14 protein-coding genes are annotated in these 21,889 nt (G+C 50.6%); 5 read left to right on the plus strand and 9 right to left on the minus strand.

The features are described from left to right. Nucleotides 1–18 precede the first annotated feature (18 nt). The 9 genes from BUB27_RS15485 to BUB27_RS15525 form a co-directional block, all read right to left on the minus strand. Nucleotides 19–3,414, minus strand: a complete 3,396-nt coding sequence (locus BUB27_RS15485; RefSeq protein ID WP_143184768.1) for a DEAD/DEAH box helicase family protein — start codon at nucleotides 3,412–3,414, stop codon at nucleotides 19–21. Between the two features lie 357 nt (nucleotides 3,415–3,771). Continuing rightward, nucleotides 3,772–3,921, minus strand: coding sequence for an antitoxin Xre/MbcA/ParS toxin-binding domain-containing protein (locus BUB27_RS19305; RefSeq protein WP_143184895.1), 150 nt, complete (start codon nucleotides 3,919–3,921; stop codon nucleotides 3,772–3,774). 171 nt (nucleotides 3,922–4,092) lie between these two features. Beyond that, nucleotides 4,093–4,401: an STAS-like domain-containing protein gene (locus BUB27_RS15495; protein WP_143184769.1), complete on the minus strand. Its 309-nt coding sequence runs from the start codon at nucleotides 4,399–4,401 to the stop codon at nucleotides 4,093–4,095. Beyond that, entirely contained in the window at nucleotides 4,401–5,327 is a 927-nt protein-coding gene (locus BUB27_RS15500) for an ATP-binding protein (RefSeq protein ID WP_143184770.1), read from the minus strand. The genes BUB27_RS15495 and BUB27_RS15500 overlap by 1 nt, the downstream gene beginning before the upstream one ends. Nucleotides 5,328–5,343: 16 nt before the next feature. Next, nucleotides 5,344–6,660 carry a hypothetical protein gene (locus tag BUB27_RS15505; RefSeq protein ID WP_143184771.1) on the minus strand — a complete coding sequence of 439 codons (1,317 nt, stop codon included), beginning with the start codon at nucleotides 6,658–6,660 and terminating at the stop codon, nucleotides 5,344–5,346. A 4-nt stretch (nucleotides 6,661–6,664) separates the two neighbouring features. Next, entirely contained in the window at nucleotides 6,665–7,798 is a 1,134-nt protein-coding gene (locus BUB27_RS15510) for a restriction endonuclease subunit S (RefSeq protein ID WP_143184772.1), read from the minus strand. Then, nucleotides 7,795–9,282: a type I restriction-modification system subunit M gene (locus BUB27_RS15515; RefSeq protein WP_143184773.1), complete on the minus strand. Its 1,488-nt coding sequence runs from the start codon at nucleotides 9,280–9,282 to the stop codon at nucleotides 7,795–7,797. Before BUB27_RS15515 ends, BUB27_RS15510 begins: the two co-directional genes overlap by 4 nt. A 4-nt stretch (nucleotides 9,283–9,286) precedes the next feature. Next, on the minus strand, nucleotides 9,287–10,525 hold the full coding sequence (locus BUB27_RS15520; RefSeq protein WP_143184774.1) for an HNH endonuclease: 1,239 nt from the start codon (nucleotides 10,523–10,525) through the stop codon (nucleotides 9,287–9,289). Nucleotides 10,526–10,685: 160 nt separating this feature from the next. Beyond that, the gene (locus BUB27_RS15525; protein ID WP_143184775.1) at nucleotides 10,686–11,516 is read right to left on the minus strand and encodes a hypothetical protein; all 831 of its coding nucleotides are present in this window, start codon (nucleotides 11,514–11,516) and stop codon (nucleotides 10,686–10,688) included. Between the two features lie 412 nt (nucleotides 11,517–11,928). On the opposite strand from BUB27_RS15525, the gene BUB27_RS15530 reads away from it, so the two are divergent. From BUB27_RS15530 to BUB27_RS15550, 5 genes are all read left to right on the plus strand, one after another. Further along, the gene (locus BUB27_RS15530; protein WP_143184776.1) at nucleotides 11,929–12,477 is read left to right on the plus strand and encodes a sigma-70 family RNA polymerase sigma factor; all 549 of its coding nucleotides are present in this window, start codon (nucleotides 11,929–11,931) and stop codon (nucleotides 12,475–12,477) included. Next, the gene (locus BUB27_RS15535; protein WP_143184777.1) at nucleotides 12,474–14,057 is read left to right on the plus strand and encodes a LamG-like jellyroll fold domain-containing protein; all 1,584 of its coding nucleotides are present in this window, start codon (nucleotides 12,474–12,476) and stop codon (nucleotides 14,055–14,057) included. Before BUB27_RS15530 ends, BUB27_RS15535 begins: the two co-directional genes overlap by 4 nt. 78 nt (nucleotides 14,058–14,135) lie before the next feature. Then, nucleotides 14,136–14,813, plus strand: a complete 678-nt coding sequence (locus BUB27_RS15540; protein WP_143184778.1) for a LamG-like jellyroll fold domain-containing protein — start codon at nucleotides 14,136–14,138, stop codon at nucleotides 14,811–14,813. A gap of 415 nt (nucleotides 14,814–15,228) precedes the next feature. Beyond that, a complete protein-coding gene (locus BUB27_RS15545) occupies nucleotides 15,229–16,455 on the plus strand; it encodes a tetratricopeptide repeat-containing sulfotransferase family protein (protein ID WP_159435000.1) in 1,227 nt (408 codons plus the stop codon). A 420-nt stretch (nucleotides 16,456–16,875) separates the two neighbouring features. Further along, nucleotides 16,876–21,807, plus strand: a complete 4,932-nt coding sequence (locus tag BUB27_RS15550; protein WP_159435001.1) for a cadherin domain-containing protein — start codon at nucleotides 16,876–16,878, stop codon at nucleotides 21,805–21,807. Nucleotides 21,808–21,889 lie beyond the last annotated feature (82 nt).

The raw sequence follows: 21,889 nt of genomic DNA on the forward strand, positions 1-21,889 counted from the left end.
TTAGGGCGATCTATAAGACTACGCCTCAGTGCCGCTCAGCTCGTGGATCTTGTCAAAGATGCCGTCTAGGACATTTTCGTCAGGAAACAGTCCATCGGGGCCGCCTGCGTGGATGCTGCTGAATGGTGGGTGATAGAGAGCGCCTGCACTGATCACGCCATTGGAAGATAATTGGGCGATGATCAATTCAATGAATCGGATCTGAGCGGGAGAGAAACTCTCTTTATTCAGATATTCCTCAAAATGCTTCAGAACGGTAGCAGCGTCCAACCCCACACAGGTTTTGATGAACGTCACTAGATCGGGGGCTTGAGAACGTTCAATAAGTTGGCCTAGTAATTTCTCTCCCTGCCTTTCCCCCAGTTTCACAAGCATGGATTCGAGCTCGTTGAGGTCTTGTGGAGTGAGCGCTTGTCCGGTGCGGATTTTCTGGATCTCAATACGATCAAGGTTAGACGCTAGCTCAGCGCGTACTTTCTTCTCATACTGCTCACCAGTCATGGTGGGAATCACGACCGGTTCATCTTCTCTCATGCTCCGGATTTCATCCTCAAACGGGGTGTAGACCGGGGGTGAGTAGCCTTTACGGATTAGATGCACCAGATCACGTAGTTTTACGCGGATTTCCTCCAGAGTATCCACATGGATATCTTGCCAGAAATCAGCATCTTGGATCGCTTGGATCAATGCGAGATGAACTTTGACTGCAGGAATATTAGCTTTCTCTTCTAACTTCGAGGCAGTCTCAATGATGCCATGCTGGAGAGGTACTAGTTTGTTAGTCAGGACTCCCAGAGTAGAGAGTTGTGCAGCTAGGAGCGTTGCATCCCACTGCTTGGCTTCGAGTTTCTCAGGTTCGAGGGTGTCGGGCAGGGTTGCCAGTTCGTTGGCCATGGCTTCTAGATCATCGTGTGGAACTGTCTCATGCTCCCAGAATGATTGCGCCTGGTAGCGTTCGACGAGTTCCTGCTTGAGTCGAATCTCGAAGTTATCCGGGTGCATCGACTGAATTTGAACTCTGAGATGCTCACGGTGCGTCTTCCACGTAGTGGACTGTAGGTTTTCTGGGCTGTTCTGCAGAGCTTGTAAAAGAGAAGTTCGTAAACGGAACAATCGAGTTCCCAGCGATTCGCTGTTAGTGCTAGCTAGGCCTTCAGGATTTTCCTCGAAGTAATCGAAATTGCCGCAGAAGTCGAAGATACGGAAATCTTCTTTGTCTTGGTTCTCTCCGAAAAGGTCAGGGCAGAGGCGGGTACCGCGTCCGATCATTTGCCAGAATTTAATCTTCGAGTAGACCGGCTTGAAAAAGACCAAGTTGGCAACCTCGGGCACATCAATGCCCGTATCCATCATATCCACGGAAATGGCAATATGTGGATCGCTCTCGCTCAGAGAGAAGGCATCAATGAGCGACTGTGGATAGTTGGCGTAGTTGTCGATGACGCGAGCGAAGTGGCCTTTTTTATCCGGATAGTGATAATTGAATCGATCCTCCAGGAAGAGGGCATGATCGTGGTTCCTCGCAAAAATGATGGTCTTGGCGAGACGGTCTCCCTTGTTCACCTTGTGTCCATGTTCCATGAGAGTCTGGAACATTTTATCGGCGGTGTCCTTGTTGAAGAGCCATTTGTTGATCGCTCCTGAGCCTACCTCACGGTCACCAGCGGACTGACTGCGATCACCCCAGTCCAGCTCGTCCCAGACAGCTTTCTCGCTCTCTGTGAGGTCATCGTACTTAATCCCCTCACGTGGGAACTTCATATCCACTTTCTTGACCTTAGGCGGCACTAGGAAGCCATCGCTTACTGCCTGCTCGAGTTCGTAGGCATCAGTAGGTACACCATTTTCGATGTCGAAGAGTTCGTAGGTGTTCTTATCGATTTCCTCACGTGGAGTCGCAGTGAGTCCAACCAGAAGAGAATCGAAGTAGGAGAAAATAGCCTGATACTTCTGGTAAACGGAGCGGTGTGCCTCATCAATGACGATCAAATCAAAATGTCCCGGAGAAAAGCGCGACTCACCATTCTTGGTGGAGTCGATCAGACCCATCATGGTCGGGTAGGTACAGGTATAGACTCGTCCTTGCTTGTCCTTCTCCGTGACTAAATTTACTGGTGAGCACTCCGGCAGATGGGCTTTAAAGGCATTGGCTGCCTGGTTCACCAGAGAGGTGCGGTCGGCTAGGAATAGTACATTCTTTGCCCAGTTAGCACGCTGGAGTAGATCCACCATCGCGATAGATGTTCGCGTTTTTCCGGTGCCGGTAGCCATCACCAGAAGAGCTTTACGCCTCTTCTGGGCCAGCAACTCGCAAATAGAGGATATCGCGCGTGTCTGGTAGTAGCGTCCGGCGATGTCTGAGTTTATATCAGATGACCTGAGCGGGAGCAGTGAATCCCTACGGGTAATCAGGCGCTGCAGCTCCTCAGCTTTATAAAATCCTGCTACCGGGCGGTGCGGATAATTGAGGTCATCCCAGAACCAAGTCTCATAGCCGTTCGTGTAGAAGATAAGGGGTCTTTGGCCGCTCTCTTTCTCCAGACAGTCTGCGTAGAGTTTCGCCTGCTGCTGACCGATCTTGGGATCCTTGGTCGTGCGCTTGGCTTCTACGATAGCCAGAGGTTTCCCATCGTCACCCCAGAGTACATAGTCTACATAGCCTATGCCCTTATTGTTGGGCATGCCGCTGACTTCATACTCAGTGGCTTTAGGAGCCTCAGGATCCCAGCCACTACGGCGAAGCTCAGCGTCGATGAGATACTTGCGGGTATCGGCCTCAGAGTAGTCATGAGGATCAGGAACTTGCTCGTTAGCTTTCTTTGCGAGTGCTAGCTCAGCTTGAAGCTCGACGATTTGCTGGTCGAGTTCGCTGCGTTCCTTCTCCTGCTTGGCCAGCTTTTCAGCATATTGGTCCAGCTCGGCTTCCTTTTTCTTGAGTTGGTCTTTGTCGGCCTTGGAGGGACTGGTTTGAGGGAAGGGGACCAGGGTCTTGTCAAAACGGATCGCATCATACTGGGCGGCACCGATCCGGCTATAGGTGCGCGCTAGCCAGTAGAGCAGATGGTGAAGCTCCTCCAGAGTTTGGAGAGCCGTAATTTGATAGATTGGCTGCTTTCCGTGGACTGCCTGATTGCCAACTTTTTGGATGAGGCGGGCTTTCTGGAAGATCGCTTCAGAGATGAGGTTTTGAAACGGGGGATGGTGGATCAGGGAGCCTAGACTATGATCATAGGGCATGCCGAGCTTGGCTTCCACTTTGTAGAGCCACTGCACCACCAATTCCAAAGTACGTCTGCAGTGAAAGCAGGCCGCATGCGGATCTGGAAAAACCGCCTTCTCAGCCAACTTCGCAGCCAGGGCGAAGTCTGGGAATTCGGAAGTGAGGAAAGAGAAGTTGGAAGGGGTGGAGGACACTGCCGTGGATGTTAGGGCAGGGTGTCAGGCCTTGGCAATACTGGAAACGGGCAGGGGTGCTGCATTTCGCATCAGTTTCGTATTAATTTGTGATAAATTGATATGAAAGTGATTCCAAAGGGAGGTCAGGCGGGCTTTTCGTTGAAAAGTGGGGTGTCGGCAGCATCGTTGATGAAGTCAAACTCCCGGATTTTTTCAAAATAGTGATGCTCGACGACATGGATGCCCGCGGCCTTGAGGTCGTGAACTACGAGCTCCGCGTGATTGAGTTTGCGGTGGAGGAGGGGAAGAAGAATGAGGTGTTCGTCGTCGTCGTCGGTGCCTTGCCAGAGACGTTTGGGTTTGCGTGCAAGTGGATTAGCCCGGCTGGCCGGACTCGAGTAAGTGGATCATTCGCCAGATGCGGTCAGCCTCGCCGCGTTCGATTACTTGGGCGGGGGTGGTGTCTTCGAAGGCGTCGTTGTGTTCCTTAAGCCAGGTTCTGACTTCGGCGGGGTCATGGACGATGCTGTCGAGGGCTTAGAAGATGCGGTGCATCTCGATGATTTTTTGACGGGCCGGTTTGGTGGCTATGGTTCCTTTGAGCCAGTTAGTGAAGGAGCGCGGGGCGTATTCGCTCAGGCGGCTGATCTCCGGCTGGGTGGAATGGTGGTGGCTCCGGAAGCGTTTAGTTCTCCATTAAGACCGGGCCGCGGCGTGTTTGGTGAGGCCTAGTTGAATGGCGGCTTCGACGAGCACTTGGATGGTGGGGAGACAGCCTTTGAAGGTGAGGGTTTTCAGGAGTTCTCGACCGTGGTCTTCAAAAAGGGCGCCGATCAGGGCGTTGATGAAGGAGCTGTTGGCAGAGCGGACACCAGTGAAGTCGATCACCAGTGGGTCGCAAAGGTTCGCGTAGGGCGCGATGTTTGAAATACGAAACGCATAGGCCTCCTCGCCGTTGCTCAGGCGGGCGCCGAAGTGTTCAGTGATGTTGATTTCGTGCTTCATTATGTGAAATTAGCAGAAAAACCACCTGGAGGCAAGAGGCCTTCCATGTCCTTGGCTTCGAGTAGTTTGTCGTCGAATTCTGCAGCTAGAGTTTTCTTGAAAGCTATGGTGATTAAAGTGCCGGGGAATCCCAGCCCCGGTAGAGTTCTGGAGCTATTTACGGCCCCTTCGGGTGAAATCGTTACGATGCCGGTTCCACTGGCAATCATTGTCCATCCACCCATCAAGCTGGCTACTTTGGTGGAGAGGGTGAGGCCGACGCCTTCGTTGGAGGGCTGGCCTTTACTGGAGACGCGGGAAGTGAGCGCTTGAAGGATGCAGCTGGTGTCGTCTCCTTCTTGAGCCCAATCGAATCCAGCTTCGCGTAAGCTGCCTCGTATTCCCATGCCTGCATCGGTAAAGGCGATACGAACATAGCCGTCCAGATTCGTGGTCTGTGCGGATACAAATCCTCTGCCTCTACTGTGCTGGCGCACGTTGTTTGCTAATTCCGTGATGAGATAGTAACTGGCGTCGTAGAGGCCAGCCATAGGATGCTCGTAATCCTCACCGCCCGGAGCCAGGCACTCGGCAAATTGCTCACCGAGCTTACCGGTCTGGTGTGAAATTTGTGTCAGCGGGATGAAGCGGCCGTTTAGCTCTGATGCCGTCTCAGGGGGAGAAGGCTGGCATAAGCGCCAGAGGTTCATGCGTTCTAGATATGAATGAATTGTGCAGGCATCCTTTCCTGCGAAATGGGTCGATAATCCATTCTTTTCGCGCCAGTGATACCACGCGCAGAGTGTTGAGAGCCCTGCTGGTGAGACTCGCTGGAGTTCGGAAATGTTTACGCTCAGGCAGGGGCTTGCTCGATGAATACTGAGTAGCTCCAGCAAGGAATACAGTCCGTTGGCGTTGATGAATCGAGGTAGGGTTAAACTGTCCATTGGATCTGTGGGTGGATTAATCGAGAGGGAACCAAGGGTTGGAGAAGGCAATTTGATCGAAAGGGAAGTCGATGTAGCGGAGGGTGAGCCAGTTGAAGGAGTTGGCGAGTTGGCGGTAGGTGTCGATGGATTCTTTTCTCAACCAGTCTTCTACGGAGGAAAAATCGCCGTGAGCCAGGGGGTCGCGGGATTTTTTCCAGGTGTCGAAGACAGGGCTAAATGTGGACCAGTCGATATCTGTGAGCTGGCAGGCGTGGTAGAAGCGGGCTTTGGCTGTTCCTCTGTGTTGTTTTGGATCGAGATTTATAGGGGCCTGCAGCTTTTCGATCTTGGTTTTGCTGTAGCCGCCGGTGTGTTTGAGGATTTCACGGGCGATGCCCTCGTTGAGTGCGGCAAGCTGGGAGATATCCCCCCAAGTGATGTGGCTGCCTGATATGGCGTTGCGGTATTGCCAGAGGAAGGTAGTGAGCGATTTCAGGCGCTCTGGGTGGGCTAGAGAAAAATGAACGAATCGTTCGAGCAAGAGCGTTGCCTTTTCGTTGTAGGGGGAGGAGGAAATGAGCCGTGATTTAAGAACTTCTAACTTCGGCACCTGGCACCATTCTTCGGCCTCGGTGTAGTCGCGGCGATGGGTGAAGTGGTAAACGTAGGGGGTGCCGCCATTGAGCCAACGAAAGCCTTCCAAGAAAGCCCGGTAGAATGCTTTGTCGTCCTCCGCACTCGGAGACTTTGCTCCATCGAGTGTGGCGATGTGGACTTCGAGGTCATCACCGGCAGCGAAGGCACGGTAACGATATGGGGAGATTTCACCGATGAATGAGTCGAGCTTTCCATGGCCCCCCAAATCACCCAGCTGGTTGCTGGTTCTCTGGATGGTGGTGCTGTCGTTTGCCGAGCGTAGTTCGGTTTCGGGGAGCCAGAATTTGATGAAGCTGGATGAAGGCTCATTACAACACCACGTTTCGAGGCTTGAGGCAGAGTTGAAAGTTGCTTCGATCGTGGTCGTGCCATCGCCGGATATTTGGCGGAGAGATAGAGACAGAGATTCGAACTTTACCGAGATATTATGGTCGATCGTTGCAGAGAGAGCCTGATATTTCTTCGGTTGGCCTAAGAACGATCCAGCGACTGCATGCAATTGAGTTGGATTTGCGGAGCCCCGGATTCGTATGAATGCCATTCCGGATTTATTGATGATCAGTTGCGCGCTCTGAGAGGTTGCCAAGGGCTTGCCGTCCAGATTCAAGCTGGTGAGTGAGAGGGCGGCATTGCCTGTGCGGAAGCATTCTGCCAATGCCTGAAAATCCTTCACCTCATAGCGGAGTTTGTCCATAAAATCACAGTTGGCCGGTGAAGGCGCGGTGTTGGAGGGAGGCGAAGAGGGTGTCCAGCTCGGCGAGATGGGCGCGGTGTCGGGCTTTTTGGCGCTCGACGGATTCGACGATGCGGGCGAATTTTTGTTGGAGGGTAAGAGGAGGTTTGATGAGTTCTACGCCTTTAAGCTTAGCTTTGGAAATATTTGGCATTGAACCTGCAGCTCCGCCGGCCAATTTCTGAATTGAGCTGCGCTGGTGTGGTTCTATGAGTAGCTGCCATAAAAACAACTTCTCTACTTCACAATCAGCCTTGAGGCGAAGACGGAAGATTAGGTCTGGAAGCATTAGCTTGGGACGGGTGTCGTAGACGTAAGCTGCCGCTGCTACCAATTCGTGAGTGTTCTTTCTGGCGAATAAGATGTCGCCCCGTTTGACTTCCAACTTTGGTCGTGGGGAGAGTGCGGCAGGAAGTGCTTTATTTTCTGATTCATCGTATACACACCATGTAATAGCCCCCAACTTGAGGACTCCCCATTCTTTGTCTGTCACAGATCTCTGCTCACATTTGGGGCTCCATCCACTATCTATATTTTCTAACCATTCGTTTAATGCTTGTTTCTCCCACCCCTTCGGATTCGTGACGGGGTCTCCGAAGAGGTCTAGGAAGGTGGACTGGAGGAGTTGGTCTAACTGGGCGAGGGCTTCGCGGCGCTTGGTTCGCAAGGCGTCCGCTGTATCCAGGATCCCCGCAATACGCTTCTGCTCGGCGAGGGGGGGGAGGGGAACATTAAGGCGTTTGAGTGACTGAGCAGTAATTTGAGGTTGAGCTACACCTGTGATGATACCATGGAAGTCGAAGTTCTTAAGATAGTGTCCAAGAAATTCTAGCGTTACTTTTGATGTGTCAAGGTCATCAAGCGCCATTGCATTGCCCGTGACGTATGATTTCGAATCGCAGACATTTATCGATCCGCATGTGGCGCCGCGGCATGTTATCAGTAGCGTAGGGGTCTCATGGTTGTATTCTGAATAGTATCCAATGATTCCATTTGCTCCGTAAACGGCATATCCTTTGTCTGTCAACTTTGATTTGGGGATGGTAGGCCATTGTCTAGGTCTACAGACTGAGTGTAAGGGGGCAAAAGGCCAGTTCATTTCAGCATGTCCTCCAGTTCTTTTCTACCCGCTTCGATCTCTGCATCCAGCTTTGTCAGACGCTTGAGAATTTCCTGTGGTGAATCGTGTTCGACGGCCTCATACTCCACTTCCTTGTAGCGGTTGATTGAGAGGTCGTAGTCCTGGCTTGCAATCTCCTCCTTGGGGACGAGAAAGCTTTGCTCAGTGCGCTTGCGTGAGCTTTCACTACCGAGACTGCGCCAGCGCTGGAGGAGGTCCGGTAGGTCACTCTTGTCCGGCTGCAGGGTGCGCTTGTCGTCGAGCGAGAAGCCGTCTGCCTGCATATCGTAGAACCAGACGTGGTCGGTGCCGCCGGAGTTGGTCTTGGTGAAGAAGAGGATGGCGGTGGAGACACCGGCGTAGGGCTTGAAGACGCCCGAGGGCATGGAGACGATGGCATCCAGCTTCTGGTCTTCCACCAGCATCCTGCGGATCTCTTTGTGTGCTTTAGAACTGCCAAATAGGACACCATCGGGCACGATGACTGCCGCGCGGCCACCGGTCTTGAGCAGGCGCAGGAAGAGTGCCAGGAAGAGCAGCTCGGTCTTCTTGGTTTTGACGATCTGGAGAAGGTCCTTGGCGGTGGACTCATAGTCCAGGCTGCCAGCGAAGGGTGGGTTGGCCAGGATGAGGGAGAATTTCTCCTCGTCGCCAGCATGGGCCTCCTCCAGCGAGTCCTTGTAGCGGACGTCTGGATTCTCGATGCCGTGCAGCAGCATGTTCATGCTGCCGATGCGGAGCATGGTAGTATCGAAATCGTAGCCATGGAAGGTCTGCTCTGAGAAGCGCTTGCGTGCGGTATCGTCCTTGAATACCTCGGTGCCGTGCTCCTTGGCCATGTACTCGGCAGCGGCTACGAGGAAGCCACAGGTGCCGCAGGCAGGATCGCAGATGGTGTCCTTTGGTGTGGGAGCGGTCATGTCCACCATCAGCTTGATGATGTGGCGCGGGGTGCGGAACTGCCCGTTCTGCCCGGCGGAGGCTATCTTGCCCAGCATGTATTCGTAGAGGTCTCCCTTGGTGTCCTGGTCGGACATGTCGATGGAGTCGAGCTGGTCGACCACGTTGGCGAGTAGTGATGCCTTGGGGAACATGAAGAGAGCATCCTTCATGTGGTGTGCGAAGGTGGAGTCCTCCTCGCTGCCATCCGGCGTGGTGGTTTTGCCCAGAGTCTTGATGAAGGGGAATGCCTTGTCCTTTATCAGCTCAAAGAGTGTCTCTGGTGCCAGATCGCGGAAGCGGCTCCAGCGCAGCTCCTGCTGGTCCTCGGAGAAGATGGGGTCCTCGATCGGCTGCTTGAGCCTGTTGGCCTTGCGCTCGCGCAGGGTGTGGATTTCATCGAGACGCTTGATAAAGAGCAGGTAGGTGAGCTGCTCGATGACAGTGAGCGGGTTGGCAATGCCGCCCGCCCACATGGCATCCCAGATGCGGTCGACTTTGGATTTGAGTTCTCCGGTGATCATGAAGTTAGGAAATTAGTGATTTAGAAAGTTGGTTTAAAAGGGTATCGCGATCCTTGTATTTTACTGGATCCTTACGCAACCAGTAATGTGCGATGTAATGGCAATTGGGGCAGAGGGTGATGAGGTCGGCAAGTGTTGTTTTACGTGGATGGGTACGTTCCGCCAGCGGGTCAAGATGGTGGACGTGTACAATCTGTTTGTGGAAGTGGAATTTGCACGCCACACATGAGTGGTTATCTCGCTTTTTAGCTTCAGCCGCTTTCTTCGCAGACCGCTGAATGCGATAGCCATTCACTTCTTTGAGGGCGCCTTCTTCCTCTCCCAAATCGGTAAATCCAACTTCACGTCCAATTTCGTCTGCAATGGATGCTTCGGTTTGTTCGCCGACTTTGGTTTTAGTCATCCAAATCGGTCGCAGGTCTTCGCTGTAGAAGAACCAACGGTATTTTCTATGAGGTTCGCTGGTGTTTCCGTACTGGGGATAGAGTCGTTCCCTGATCAGCTTCAGACGTGCCTCAGGGCAGCTGTCTTTGGGGAGGTCATCGACAATATGAGAGAAAACTCGAAGAATGCTCTTCCGGTGATTCTTTGAGATGATGACTTCGTATTTGTCCGGATTACAGAGGTGAATCAGGGCTGCATGAATACCGCAATAGTCCTTCAACGTAATACCCCGATGGGGCTGAGGGGAGCCATGAAGGGCCTCATAGCTCAGAGACTCAAGGCGCTGGCGGAAGTCCTCAGGACTTTTGAGTGAAGAGTCATCAAAGACCATGCTGAGAATTCGCAACAGGGCTCTGATCTCATAGTATTTATTGGTTTGGTAGTACTGGCCCGGGTGAGCAATGAAGTGACTACCACCCTTCCCGAAGTAGGCAGCGTCATCATCACGAACTTCGTCATCTGAAAACCACCTTAGGGCATAGGATCGCTTTTTCTCGGCCTGGATGCCCTCGGTGTGTAATGCCCAGAGGTATTCGATATTGGCAAAGAAGAGTCTGGTATTGCGTGGAGCATCTTCGAACTGCTTCAAAGCTTTCACTCCAAAAGCCTCTTTACCTTCGTCGAAGTTTTCTACATAGCGTTGTAATACGTCATCGATCGCATGGCTGATATCCAGCTTTTCGTGCGATTTGGTGATGAAGCTGCGGTGCTGAATGAGGAAGAGCTCAATGAACTCAGCAAATACTGTGTAGGAGTGATAGTTTTTCCACGTGAAGTTCTCTGGCGGGGCTACAGGCATGGTGACAGTTTAAATAGTAGGTGGGACAATTGAAGGGGGATGTTGGGAGGAGTCTGACGGTGTTGTGTAAGTGACTAGATTAGACTTTCTATGTTTCTGTTTCGCTTGTGCCGCTCTAGACCGGTACAGGGCGGAGTATTTATGGAGTAGAAGCCTTTGGCTAGGTGACAGGGCTAGCTTGATACTCAGGAGAGATTTCAAGGTGATCCGAACTGTAGTCATCCCAGTGTATGCGCATGTGTGGTTCATCACCTTTCGGAAGTCTGGAGCGCTTGATCAGCTTTCCGTCGATGCGCATGTCAGGGTCAATCTTGACGATGGCTAATACGCCCCAGTTACCAGAACGCTTTACCGTGACGAATGGTTCGCTCTTGATCGGGGTGATAGTCTTCACTTCCACCAGTACATTTGCTAGCTGTGCTTCGTGGCCCGGTTTTGCCATGCGTCCATCAGAGCCTTGTGCTTGCGCTGGATTTTGAGTGAATCCGAATCTATCGGCAGCATATCTCTCGCCGATTTCTCCGTAGATAGGAAGGTGCTGCTCGTATTCTTTGTAGTAGCGGTCGGCGAAGGATAGCAGCCAGCCGTAGGATATGGGTGGTGTCGTTCTCGGGTGGTTGAATTTGCCTTTCTTGTAGAGTTCAACATCCCTGGCGAAGAGGTACTGGGGGGAGATATTATCGAAATCTTCAAAAGAATCACTCAGTGCATACTTCAGCTTCTTCGGATTCAAGCTCAGAGAGTCGACGTGTTTCTTGAAGAAACTATAAGGCGCGAGGTAGCGGTTGTGGGCGCGATAATAGGCCACGGAAGCGTGGAGGAGTTCCTCGACCAAAGTGGTCTCGTCTTCATCACGCGCAATGGCCTCTAGAACATCCTTTTCATCAGTGATCCCTCTGAGTTCCAGCTCGCTACGCTTCTCTTGCAGGTAGATGTGAGTGTTAATCTCATCCCAGCTAATCCATTCACCGTCGTCCCAAATGCCGTCCATATTTTTGATGTAGTGATAAAATGAGTTATTTAGATTAATCGTTCAGAGCCGCTGTAGTTGCAGCTGGGGATGGCTTTGCAGGTATACAAGGCCGACCTTTGCGATAGGATAGTGTGTGAACCTGATTATCTTGGATAAAAAGCGGTGTGCCATAGTTAGGATCAATCATAGGGAAACGACTCTGGGATAAGAGGCCATTTCCCTATCAATTTTGAGACGGGGATACGAGGTGAAAATGTGTCGTTCCAAGCTACAGTGACATGGTTTTAGCGTTGGGTTTCTATTACTCTTGGCTCGCTGGTGGTCTATTTATCTTAAGTATTTGAACTTAGGAGAGGTGTGGAGGTTTTCATTTTTTTTGGCAAATTTGTTAAGATGTCGCCGAAGTTTCCTGTTAAGGTGTAGAATTGGTATGAATACCCCTCAGGACACATCCAAATGCTCCTATGCGGAGTTTATTAGTCTGCTGACTAAACAGCAGTCTGATCTGTGTGCTTATATTTATGCTCAGCTCGCAGGAAGCTCGGATGTGGAAGATGTGCTGCAGAAGACCAATTTGACTTTATGGGCGAAGAGGGATCATTTTACTCTAGGGACTGACTTCAAGAAGTGGTCGTTCAGGGTAGCCCGTTTTGAGGTGCTGGCACATCTGAAGAATTGTAAGAGAGACCACTGGCTGGTTTTCTCAGGAGAGCTTGCTGAGATCATTGCGGATGAATCTGAGGAGAAGCTGAGTGGGTCCTTTGATAAGATGAGGCACCTAGAGAAGTGCATCTCCAGATTGCGACCACAAGACCAGAGATTGCTGCGCCATCGGTATCAGGCAGGTAATTCGCTGCGCGAATATGCCCAGCAAGTGGGCAGGAGTGTCTCCACGCTTTCAGTCACGCTCTATCGTCTGCGCGTGATGCTGAAGGACTGTGTGGAGAAGAAACTCAATGAGGAAGGGGGGAGAGTATGAATGAGAGGGCTCATCAATTGATCCAGAGATTGTGGGATAAAACCATCAGTGCTGACGAGTTTGAGGAATTGAACACCATGATGCTGGCTGACCCTCAAGTCAGGGATCTTTACTACGAGTATGTGTCACTGGAACAGGGTCTCAAGTTCCACCTGAGTAACGCATCACATAAGCCCGGGATACCGGGACTGGCTAGTTTCCTGTTAGCAATGCAGTCTAGAAGAAATCGCAAGATCGCCATGGTGTCGGCCTTGGCTGCAATGATCGTGCTAGGCTTCGCGCTAAGCCTGTTCTTTATAGATCGTTCGGTTGACCAAATTAACTACAAGGTGACGCCTGGCACGATTGTGCAGTTTTCGAGTTCTGATGAGGGGCAAACGGGCGAGCCTGGTGTTTTCAAGGTTGGTTCCACGATGGTCATCTCCCAGGGAGTTGTAGAGCTTGATTTTGAGTCTGGTGTGAAATCAGTGGTCTCTGGGCCAGCCAAGTTGACTCTGTATGCTGAGGATAGATTGGCGATGGATTATGGCACGGGGTGGTTCCGTGTTCCTAAGGAGGCTGTGGGTTTCGCCGTCACAACCAAGGAGTTGGAGGTGATCGACTTGGGTACTGAGTTTGGTGTGATCTCTGACCTGAATGAACCGGATCAGGTTCATGTGTTAGATGGGAGTGTGAAGGTCAAGTCCTTGAGGGGTCAGAGGCAGGAACTCGTATTGGCAAGAGATCAGGCTGTTAGTGTCTATCCAGTAGGGAGTTTTGAAAATCTACCTGCAGAGGACAAGTATTTCTTAACCAGTCTACCAGTAGTCTTGCCACATCTCCATTTCTCGTTTGATCAAGCAAATGACTTTGTAGCGAGTAACACGATCATCGGTCTCCAGGACTTTGATTACAGTTACCATGGTGACCGCCCCATGCTTGAGAATGGAGTGTTCGGTGAGGCCATTCACTTGAATGGAAAGAACAACTATCTGGAGACGAACTGGCCAGGTATTTTATCCAATGACCCCAGGAGTGTGGCCTTGTGGATGAAGATGCCCAAGAAGAGATTAGTGGATGAAGACGCCGATCACTTTGGCGATACGATCGTCGGGTGGGGGATGCAGCGAGATAGGAATAGCTTTGAGGCTGGAATCCACAGCAAGTGGACGCTGCATATGGATTATCGAAGAGATCGCTCTCCCTTCTTAAATATAAGTTTCGGAGGAGTCTGGTATTATGCAGATGATATCGTTCTAGATAATGATCAGTGGAATCACATTGTGGTCACTTATTCTGGAGAGAAAAATAAGGACGGCTTTCCTCTGGTTAAACTCTATTTGAATGCTGAACTGATAGATGTTCACCCTGTGCGGGGTGCCTATGTGAAGCCGGTGAGCGAGCAGGAGGTGCTGATCCGGACTCTGGAAAAAACCCCAGTGGTGATGGGGGCAACACTTTCGAGTGAGTCAGAACTGAATGTAAGGGAGGGGATGTATCTAGGCGCCATGATTGATGAACTTTATATCATCGAAGGTGTGATCGGTCCGGAAGAGGTGAAGTCACTGATGGACTCCAATAAGCTGCCTGAGCGGAACTGAGTGTGGGGCGGGCATTAATTTTCGACGGTTCTCTTCTATGTAGAGCTGAGAAACACAAAAACAAACACAACTGAAAAAATGAATAAACTCGTAACTGCTAGTGCATTAGCTACCCTAGGTCTCGCCGGTATGGCGCAGGCTACACTCACAGCTTGGCAGACAGAAGTAGGGCTTGGTGCCACTGCCTCCTCAACAGTCTTCGCTACCACCAGTACTCCAGTCAAACATGATGTAGGTACTCTTTCTGGGGCTCAATCCTTTGAGTTCATTGTCAACGCAAACCTTGGAGGAGCTTCTTCGGCTCTTCTTGGTGACAGAACAAGCGGGACTGGTAATGAGCAGGCATTGAAATTTGAACAGTACAACAACACAGGCAACTTGGGCTTGAGTGCATTTGGTGTGGCTGACTGGAACTCCGGTGTTGCCGCTCCTACAGGTGTAGATACTCATATCGTATTCAGCACTGATGGTGTTACAGGTACGAACCTGTACCTCAACGGAGCTTTGGTTGGAACAACGACAACCGTGTTAGATATTTCCGGACTCACTGGTCTGGGTGCTGTAGACCGAGGCGCTTCATTCCAGGATGTTATGGATGGAGATATCCTTGGTTTTGCTTCCTATGATAGCGAATTGACTTCTGGGGAGATTCTTGACCACTACAATGCCTTTAATGCAGCCGCTGTCCCTGAGCCGACGTCTACCATGTTTATTGGACTCGGAGCAGTGTGTCTTCTCTTTAGGAAGCGTAGGTAGTCATCTCGGTCTACAACATTCTACAATCGCAATTCTGCCTGGCAATATGTCGGGCAGAATTTATGCTATAGAGAAAGCTTTATTTTATCAGTTGGAATAATGATTTAGAATGATGATCTATCAAGAGTGTGCTGATTTGTTGAATGCTCGTGTGGCCGTGGCCAGTGATGCTGGTCAGGCTATGCGGTTGTACGAGAAAGCAGTGCGCTCGAACCCCAAAAATGTTTTAGTCCTGCAGGAAGCGGGGGCTTATTTTGCAGAGCATCATGAGTTGTCCAAGTCTCATGCATGCATTGAGCGCTTGATAAAGTTGGGGAAAGGTCAGGACGCTCGTATATTGCTTTTGGCTGGCCTTATGTGGAGGCAGGCTTACCGGCCTGAAAGGGCTCTGTCATGCTTGAGAGAGGCTTCTCAAATGCCTCAAGCTTCCCCCAAAGTCTATTTGGAGTTGGCTGATTTGTTAGAGCGAGCGAGTCAATACGAGGAAGCTCATGAGGCGGTAGAGCGGTGTCTAGCCGTAGATGAGAAAAGTGGAGTAGCAAAGGAACTGAAGGCAAGAATTCTCCATGCCTGTGGGGAAAAGGAAGAGTCTTTTAGGCTCTTACATGCATGCTTGAATCAGGATGGAGTCCCTAAGGTGGAATTAGCCAAGATACTCAATACTTGGGCTAGGATGCTTGATTCAGAAGGGGCGTATAATGAAGCATTTGATAAGCTCTTACAAAGTAAGGAGCTTCTGCGTAATGCCGGGGGAGTGGGGTCTATGGACCGGGCTAACCAAGTCGAAAATGCCAGATTGTCAGCGATGGTGGTAGGGGTGAATTCGTCTCATGTGGAGTCGTGGCTCTCAGAAGCCGAGGAAGGGCAGACGAGGCAGGTGTTGCTGACGGGGGCTCCCCGTTCAGGCACTACATTGATTGAGAGGTTTTTGGACAGTCATGAAGAGGTAGTGGCTGTGGATGAATATAATGCGTTAACAGGCCGGATTATCCCATCAGCCATGAGGAAAGGATTCCAGAGTACTGGGGGGATAGATATTGGAGTGGTTGATGGGATTGATCGACGAGAGAGAAAGATGTCTGCGAAGCTATATCTCAAGTTGATGGAAGCGTATTTAGGTGGTCGAGTTGGAGATAAGTACCTACTTGATAAAAATCCGGGTTTGACGGGGCATTTACCAGCCATTCTGAGGATGATGCCGAACATGAAAATACTCTATGCTTTGAGGAATCCTATGGATGTGGTTGTGAGTAGTTTTTTCAGCTGGTTCCCGGGTAATAGAATGAGTGTTGAGTACTTTACGCTGGAGAGTACGGTTAAGCGGGTATCTCTGGAGTTGGAGTTCTGGTTGAAGCTGCGTGGAGTATTGCCCACTGCTTTGTGGAGAGAAACGCGCTATGAAGACACAGTGGGTGATGTGGAGAAAGAGGTTGATGGTATCTTCGATTGGTTGGGGGTGACTGGTCGTGGAGCTGAGCGTGAGCGCAAAGGGCAGGTCTATGTCAATTCACCAACTTATCGAGAGGCTTCAAAACCCATTTATACAAGCTCACAAGATCGCTGGAAGAATTACGAGAAGCATCTGCATGAGCTCGCTGGAAATCTGCAAAGTCGTTGTGACCAGTTGGGGTATTCCATCTGAGTTAGGCATTAGTTTGCCGACTGAGTAGAGAAATCACGAATTTAAATAAATTTGTTAAGATATAGGGGTGATATGACTGTTATCTGTTGAGTATGTTCCTATTGATATAATCCCGTGATACCTGATTCATTCAGAGAACTTTCTTTAAGGTTGTCTCAACGAGTGATGAAAGACGTGGCGGCATTGTGCTCATAGCCTCGGCCGGGCTGTTGAAGAACGAAATTCAGCATTATCGCTACTCACAAAAGCTTGGCGTCTTCTGATGAAGGTGATGCCTCTGGCCAAGGGTTAAACATACTTTATTTGTGCTAAAACTCACACACACAGATAATGAAACGAATAAACCCTAAAACACGAAAGAAACTAAGCTTATGTGGCTTATTAAGGTGGGGCACGCTGAGTGCTGTCTCACTGGGAGTCATGGCTTTCCCTCAGGAAGCTGCTGCCACGCCTTTACCCGACTCTTTGAAGTTAACGGTAACGGTCAATGGAGTCCAAAAGACTCTGAATCTACACCGCCGTTCCATACGTGGTGCAAACTTCGCAGTGAGAGTCTGGGATCAAACCAGTGGCTATTCCACGCTGCCCACAGTGCCTGAAGTAAGAACCTACAGAGGTACTGTTGAGGAGGATCCAAATACTTTGGTCTGTGCTTCTATCAATGAAAGCGATGTGATCAGTGCCCAGTTTTTTGACTTGAGCAAAGGCAAGGGGAGATCGGCTTGGATCAATGAACAGGTTAGTGCTCAGCTCATTGCTCCAGTTGCTGCGGATCCAATGCCGTCCCAGTCAGTGGCTCCTCCGCGGAATGCGAATTCATCGGTTTCTTTGGCCGGTCCCAAAGTGCCTACCGGCGTCTCTGGTACGGGGATTTCGTACGGCGATCTAGTGGAGGTAGAACAAGCCATCGATGTAACGAACCATTCGTATAATAATCTATTGGGCAACGTGGATGACATCTTGGCCAAGTATGAGCTCGATATGTTGGTCTACGATATGATGATGACTCGTGATTGCCTCACGCGCGTCGTCCTTCCTCACATCGTCATCCGTAGTGAGCAGTTCTACGCTAGCTCCACAACACCAGGGCTGTCAGAGATGAATACGGAATGGAAGTCCGAGCCTTTGCTTAGTACCAACTGGGATATGGTGTGGGCTACCGAGGGCTATTATGCCTGGGGAAACCAAGTCGGAAAGGACGAGAACTCCATGGCTGCTGGAGCCCTCTATCATGAGACAGGGCATAACTGGGGTGTGTATCACCTTCCGTATGCATACGATACGATGGGGGGTAATAGGCCCTTGCACGAGGCCTACAGTGTCGATGTGATGTTGGCAAAGCGTGCGGAATCTATCGATGAAGGGGACCTCACTATTGCAGCAGGTTATAGTGATCCTTTGCATCCACATACGCATACGGATGTAGCCAGAGTGGTGCAGAATACACCCACTGATATCGATGTGTTAGCCAATGACTGGGACTCCAATGGTGATACGCTTACAATTTTCAGCCACACAACTACCACAGCCAATGGTGGTAGTGTAACCCTGAATCCTAATGGAACGCTACGCTACACGCCCGCTACGAATTTTGTAGGGAAGGACATGATCGTCTATACCGTGCAAGATGACTCCACCATGCAGTTGAAAGCGCGTGAGATTGTGCACATCGAAGTGGTGAACAATGGTCTGATGCTTCACTATGCGTTCGACGAAACAAGTGGCACAGCTGTCTCTGATTCAAGTGGAGTTGGTTTAGCTGGTGACCTCAATGGAGCCAATTTTGCAACTCATGCAGTCGACTCACCTCTGGGTAAGGGAATCCGTGTCTGGGGCTGGGAGAATGATAACAATGAGGAGAATGCTGACTGGAGTGGGGTTGTGGTAGGCAATGGGAGTGTACTTCCAGTAGCTTCTATCGATGATAGAGGGGCTACTCCCTTTGACTCTACACACAATAATCACAGTGGCTTCTACGATGTTATGGATGGGGACTTCACCGCATCTACTTTCTTCCGTGTAGACGACTATAATTTCGGTAATGGCTACACACTGTCAGGAGCTCCTTGGATTTTCACCAAGTGGTGGCATGCAGAGCAAAAATGCGGCTGGGGACTCCAGGCCACAGGTAATGCTCTGGTGATGTATTACCGTCCTTTCAAAGGAACTGAGTCAATTCGTACTGTTAGCGGCAGCTATAACTTTGAAGCAGGTAAATGGTATCATACTTCGGTGGTCTTTGATCGTGCCTTGAATGAAATCCGTCTTTATGTGAACGGAACAGAAGTGGCTAAGCAAACAAGTGCCTTCCCGGCTGATGCGCCTTACCTCTTTACGGGTCGCATGCCCATGCGATTGGGAACATTTGGGGCCGAGAAAGTCTGCTTGGATGACTTCCGCCTCTATTCAAAGGCGTTAACAGTCGCAGAGATCGGTGCCCTGGTAGATGCTGCCGGCCCCACGAAATTCCTCGCTGATGCCACCGGGCAGATCCAACACTACAAACCCATGGTTTTTGACCACAATGTGGCGGGAGATGTTTGGGATGGTGATGGTACGGGAATCACCTATAGCAAACTCAGTGGAGATACTTGGATCAATGTGAGCTCTGAAGGCCGCTTGACTGGAGAAGCTCCTGGTGAAGGAGTATACAGCGTCACTGTACGCGTATCCAATAACGAGGGTGATACAGATGAGCGACAGTATCAGGTCACGATAGTAAGCAAAGGCGTTTACTATGAAAGGTTTGCAACGAGCAGTGCAACCATGTCTGGCCTAACTGATCATGCATCCTTCCCGCATATGCCGACGGTAGGTCAAGTGATTGATCATGCCGAGATTCCAGCCAATGTGGCTAACAACTATGGCTCACGTATGCAGGCCTATCTTGTGCCTGATACTACAGGTGATTACACCTTCTGGGTGTCTGGAGATGATGTGGGTGAGCTTTGGTTAAGTACCAGCGAGTCTCCTGAAGATGCGGTGCAGATTGCAAACTTACCTTCCTGGACTAGTGCGTACGCCTGGGATGCAAATCCAGCTCAGAAGTCTGCCACGATTACACTTGAAGCTGGTAAGAAATATTACCTCATGGCTCTTCATGTAGAAGGTGGAGGAGGTGACCATTTTGCGGTAGCTTGGGAGGGGCCTGGTTTCACAAGGCAGCTGATTCCCAATAACAATCTGGAGATTTACTACAGTAATGTGGTTGCCAAGTGGGCCTTTGATGAAGGCAACGGTACCACAGCAGGAGATGGAGTTCCTTATGGTATTGATGGTGCGCTGAATCCCGCTGTGACTTGGACATCGGGTAAACGTGGTAGCGCGGTATCAGTCGCCAATGGTGCGATCACCCTTGGTCGCAATGACTACTCTGGTGAGTGGACCTGGTCTGGCTGGGTGAAGCGTACAGGTTCAGCAACCGCCAGTGCTCTTATGGCGAGCAGCAGTTATCAGATGCGCCTGGAGCAGTATTATAATACTCACAGAGTTGGTTATACACGCTTTGGTCATGCAGATTGGTCAACAGGCTATACTTCTCCACCGGGGACTTGGGTTTACCTAAGTGCAGTCATGGATGACGGAGTGTTCAAGGTCTATGAGAATGGGGTATTTCAGAGCAGCGTCGCTGTGACTGGAGGAAGCCTTCCTATGAATGCGATAGGTTCAGGCCCAATAGAGATGGATGATGTGGTGATCTATAACCGGGCCATGCCTGAGTCAGAGTTGCTTCCGTTTTCACTCAAGGGTGGGACTTATGCTGTGGATGAGAATGCAAGTGTGGGTGCCAGCGTGGCCTCTGTTGCTGGTAAAAACATCTGGGCAGTAGGATTAAACTACAGCATTACCTCCGGAAATACAGGAGGGGCCTTCTCTATCAATTCTAGCACTGGTGAAATCACCGTGGCAGGAACCCTGAGTGGTGGAAGTCAATATGTGCTCTCCGTAGCGGTAAACGACGGTAGCGGCCTGAGCAGCTCTGCTACAATGACTGTAGATATTAACGAGATAAATTTTGCTCCGAGTCTTTCAGATGAGAGTGCTAGCATTGCGGAGAATAGTGCAGCGGGCACTTCTGTGATTACCTTGAGTGCTACCGATCCGGATGCCGGGGACGTGTTGAGTTATGCAATTACAGCAGGAAATACTAATGGCGCTTTTGCGATTAATAGTAGCACTGGCGAAATCACCGTAGCAAGTACTTTGAACTATGAAGTCCTCAATAGCTATACGCTTACTGTGGAGGTGACTGATACTGGATCTTTGTCAGACACGGCTACCATCACAGTGAACGTAACTGATGTCGATGAGAGCGCTGTGACAGGAGTCCAAGCCTGGGAAGAGGCTGTACACCAGGGTGCATCGTTTATCCTTAAGCGTACAACCCCTCTTGCAGGGAATGCCACGGATACGGTCGATATGTCTTCCATCAGTGGAGATGCTAGCTATGAGTTCATCGTCGAAGCTGAGGATTTCGGCCAGTCTGCAGTTCACTTGTTGGACGGCAACGGATGGAGCCTTCGTTTCGAGCAGTGGAGTAACAGTGGCAAGCTCGGGATGACCCGATACGGCGTGGCTGACTACCAGTTGACCGCTGAGAGTGGGCAATCTGTAGCTTCGCCGTACGGCGCGGTACATCACATCGTCTATGTCGTGGATAGTGTGAATACCCAGACCAGAGTCTATGTGGATGGGGTATTTGTAGGAACCGTATCTCAGATTCCAGCCCTGAATACAGCGTCTATCACACTAGGTGCGACGAATCTCCGTAGTGATGCATCAACGGGTATTCACGCCTTTGCAGCTTACAATAGTGCATTGAGTGCCGCGGAGGTGTCTACTCATTCAGCAGCTTGGCTGGGTGTGGCTCCAGCTTCTAACAATCCTCCTGTAGCTACTACGATCGCCACGAGTAATGCTGAGACGATGATTGATGGACAGGTTATTTCTGGTTCTATGGCCGATACGCAGACATCCAACAATGTCTACGAAGTCCTTCAGGAGGCAAAGACGTCCGGAAAGCCATCTACTCGAGTATCGAGTCTGGAGCATACTTGGAGCTTTGATATTGGAGCCGGCGGGATCCTTGTTGAGCTGAATGTTGAGGCGCATCACAGCGCCAATAATGAAGGAGATGACTTTGTGTTCTCCTATTCCACTGACGGCCTTAACTTCACCGACCTTATTACGGTGACCAAGACTGCGGATGACAATACGGCCCAGATCGCACCTCTCCCAGCAGGTGTCACTGGAACCGTGTACATACGCGTAAGGGATACTGATCGCACAGTAGGTAACGGTGGTCAGGATACCATTAACATCGATCATTTATTTATGAGTATAGTTGAGTAGTTGAGGACTCATTGCGTGTAGCCGCTGTCGGGCACTGGTTGCCTGGCAGCGGCATTTTCTCTGAATACAGGATGATTTTGAA

It is taken from the genome of Rubritalea squalenifaciens DSM 18772 (assembly GCF_900141815.1).
In the GTDB taxonomy this organism is placed as follows: Bacteria; Verrucomicrobiota; Verrucomicrobiia; order Verrucomicrobiales; family Akkermansiaceae; genus Rubritalea; species Rubritalea squalenifaciens.